Source organism: Sulfitobacter sp. HI0129 (genome assembly GCF_001635395.1).
Taxonomy (GTDB): Bacteria; Pseudomonadota; Alphaproteobacteria; order Rhodobacterales; family Rhodobacteraceae; genus Sulfitobacter.
This window is the reverse complement of record NZ_LWGH01000281.1, coordinates 1-3,233: the sequence shown is the minus strand read 5'-3', so window position 1 is coordinate 3,233 and position 3,233 is coordinate 1. Positions and strand designations below refer to the sequence as shown.

General features: G+C 62.8%; 2 protein-coding genes. Both read right to left on the bottom strand.

Features of this window, described 5'->3' with window-relative positions; translation table 11 throughout:
- Positions 1-118: 118 nt before the first annotated feature.
- Complete coding sequence (locus A3764_RS06115; RefSeq protein WP_067928676.1) at positions 119-1,414, bottom strand: citrate synthase; 1,296 nt, start codon at positions 1,412-1,414, stop codon at positions 119-121.
- 127 nt (positions 1,415-1,541) lie between these two features.
- On the bottom strand, positions 1,542-2,942 hold the full coding sequence (gene gltX / locus A3764_RS06110) for a glutamate--tRNA ligase (RefSeq protein WP_067928674.1): 1,401 nt from the start codon (positions 2,940-2,942) through the stop codon (positions 1,542-1,544).
- Between the last annotated feature and the right edge of the window lie 291 nt (positions 2,943-3,233).

The following is a 3,233-nucleotide window of genomic DNA, read 5'->3' as shown; positions in this document are numbered from 1 at the left end:
CAGAGAGTGTTGATCCTACACGCAAAACGCTCGCCCTTACGTGATTCGGCTTGGTCCCGGGATATAGAAACGTAAAACGCCGCCCCGAAGGGCGGCGTTCGTCTAAGTCGTGCGCAGATCAGCGGTTTTCGATATCCACGTAATCGCGCTGCGTCTCGCCGAGATAGAGCTGACGCGGACGACCGATCTTGTTCTGCGGATCGGCGATCATCTCCTTCCACTGCGAAATCCAGCCCACGGTCCGCGAAAGCGCGAAGATCGGGGTGAACATCGAAGTGGGGAAACCCATCGCTTCGAGGATGATGCCCGAATAGAAGTCGACGTTCGGGAAGAGTTTCTTCTCCGCGAAATACGGATCCTCCAGCGCCTGTTTCTCCAGCTCTTTCGCGACCTGCAGCACCGGGTTGTTTTCCACACCCAGCAATTCCAGAACCTCGTCGGCGCTTTCCTTCATAACGGTCGCGCGGGGATCGTGGTTCTTGTAGACGCGGTGGCCGAAGCCCATCAGGCGGAAGGGATCGTTCTTGTCCTTCGCACGGGCGATGAATTCCGGGATGCGATCGGGTGTCCCGATCTCCTTGAGCATTTCAAGGCAAGCCTGGTTCGCACCGCCATGCGCCGGACCCCAGAGACAGGCGATGCCGGCGGCGATGCAGGCAAAGGGATTCGCACCCGAGGAAGAGGCCAGCCGCACCGTGGAGGTGGAGGCATTCTGCTCGTGGTCCGCGTGCAGCGTGAAGATGCGGTCCATCGCGCGGCTCAGGATCGGATTGACCTGATATTCCTCGGCCGGGACAGCGAAACACATGCGCAGGAAGTTCGACGCATAGTCCAGATCATTGCGCGGATACACGAAGGGCTGGCCGATGGTGTACTTGTAGGCCATCGCGGCGATCGTGGGCATCTTCGCGATGAGCCGGATCGAGGCGACCTCGCGCTGCCAGTCGTCGTTGATATCCGTGCTGTCGTGATAGAAGGCGGACATCGCGCCCACCACGCCCACCATGACGGCCATGGGATGGGCGTCGCGGCGGAACCCGCGGAAGAAATACATCATCTGCTCGTGCAGCATGGTGTGGTTCGTCACACGCGCTTCGAAATCCTCAAGCTGCTGGGGGGAGGGAAGCTCCCCATAGAGCAGCAGGTAGCAGACTTCGAGGTAGTGGGATTTCTGGGCCAGTTGGCCGATCGGGTAGCCCCGGTGCAGCAGCACGCCTTCTTCGCCGTCGATGAAGGTGATCGTGCTGTCACAGGCCGCGGTGGAGGTGTACCCGGGATCGTAGGTGAACACGTCGGCCTGCGCGTAAAGCTTGCGGATATCCACGACATCCGGCCCGGCCGTGGGCGAATAGACGGGCAGTTCGTATTCTTTGCCGTCGATTGTCAGCTTTGCGGTTTTTTTCGTTTCGGCCATGATGTCCCTTCCCGTGTGATGTGGCGGGATGTTCCGCCGTGGCACGGCCCCGTTCCGGGATCGGGACGCGCGCTATGTGTTTTCGGCTGACCCGGCGAGAGGGTCAAGCCCGCGGCGCACTTTGCTTTCAGGTAGCGGCATCCGCCAGCCGGGCAAGCGTTTCGTCTTGTCCCAGAACCAGCATCATGTCGAACACCGATGGTGTTACCGCCCGCCCTGCGAGTGCCGCTCGCAGTGGCCCCGCCAGCTTGCCGAACTTGGTATCCCGCGCAGCCGCGAAATCGTTCAGGATCTGCTCCAGCGTTTCCTTGTTCCAGCTAGCATTTTGCAGATGCGGCGTCAATTCCGCCAGCATGTCACGCGCATCATCCTGCAAGTTCTTCGCCGCCTTCTCGTCCGGCTCTATGGGGCGCGAAGTCAGCACAAAATGGGCCTTCTCAAGTATTTCCGGGAAGGTCTTTGCCCGGTCCTTCAGGCAATACATCGCACGTTCGAGCCCATCCGCCTGATCGCGCGCAAGGGCGGGGAGCCCTGCTGCTGCAAGATATCCCTCGATCTCTTGCCGCATTGCGGCGTCATCCGAGACGGCGATATGCTGTCCGCAGATGTTTTCCAGCTTCTTCAGGTCGAACTGCGCGGGGCTCTTGCGGATGCCGTCGATGTCGAACCATTCCTTCGCCTGCGCATCGGTGAAGAATTCGTCGTCCCCGTGGCTCCAGCCCAGCCGCGCGAGGTAGTTGCGCATGCCGGCGGCGGGATAGCCCATTGCCTGATATTCCTGTGCCCCCAGCGCGCCGTGCCGCTTGCTCAGCTTCTTGCCGTCGGGGCCGTGGATCAGCGGGATATGCGCCCAGACCGGCACGTCCCAGCCCATGGCGTCATAGATCATCATCTGGCGCGCGGCATTGTTGAGGTGATCGTCCCCGCGGATCACATGGGTCACGCCCATGTCGTGGTCATCCACCACCACCGCCAGCATGTAGACAGGCGAGCCGTCCGACCGCAGCAGCACCATATCGTCAAGCTGGTCGTTGCGGATGGTCACATCGCCCTGCACCGCGTCGCGGATCACGGTCGTGCCCTCCAGCGGTGCCTTGATGCGGATGACGGAAGGCCCTTCCGGATGATCGGCGGGGTCGGCGTCCCGCCAGGGGGAGCGGTAGATCGTGCTGCGCCCCTCGGCCTTGGCCGTTTCGCGGTAGGCGGCGATTTCCTCCTGCGTGGCGAAACAGCGATATGCTTTGCCGGCCTCCAGCAGGGCATGGGCGACTTCGGCGTGGCGCTCGGCGCCTTCGAATTGGCTCACCACCTCGCCATCATGGTCGAGACCGAGCCATGACAGACCCTGCAGGATGGCCGCCGTCGCCTCCGGCGTGGAACGCGCGCGGTCCGTGTCTTCGATCCGCAAGAGGAACTGGCCCCCGCGACCCCGCGCATAAAGCCAGTTGAACAGCGCCGTCCGGGCACCGCCGATGTGCAGAAAACCGGTGGGCGAGGGTGCGAAACGGGTGACGACGGGTGCTGTCATGGGCGGGCGGTCCTTTGTTGGAACGGGCCTTTGGGCCTGTCCTGCTGTCGATGCGGCGGATGGGGGCGCGGCCGGGTTTACCTTTTGTCAACCCTGGCGCGCCTACCGTTTGGCGCCTGTCTATCCAGTGCGGGGAACGGGGGCAAGCATGCGGCCTGCGGGGCGAATGGCGGAGGTGATGTTACGGCAGCGCGGCCATCTGGCGGGCTGGGTTCCGGTCTGCCTTGCCCTCGGGATCGGCATCTATTTCGCCCTGCGGGTCGAACCGGGGCCCGGCCTTCTGCTAGGTGC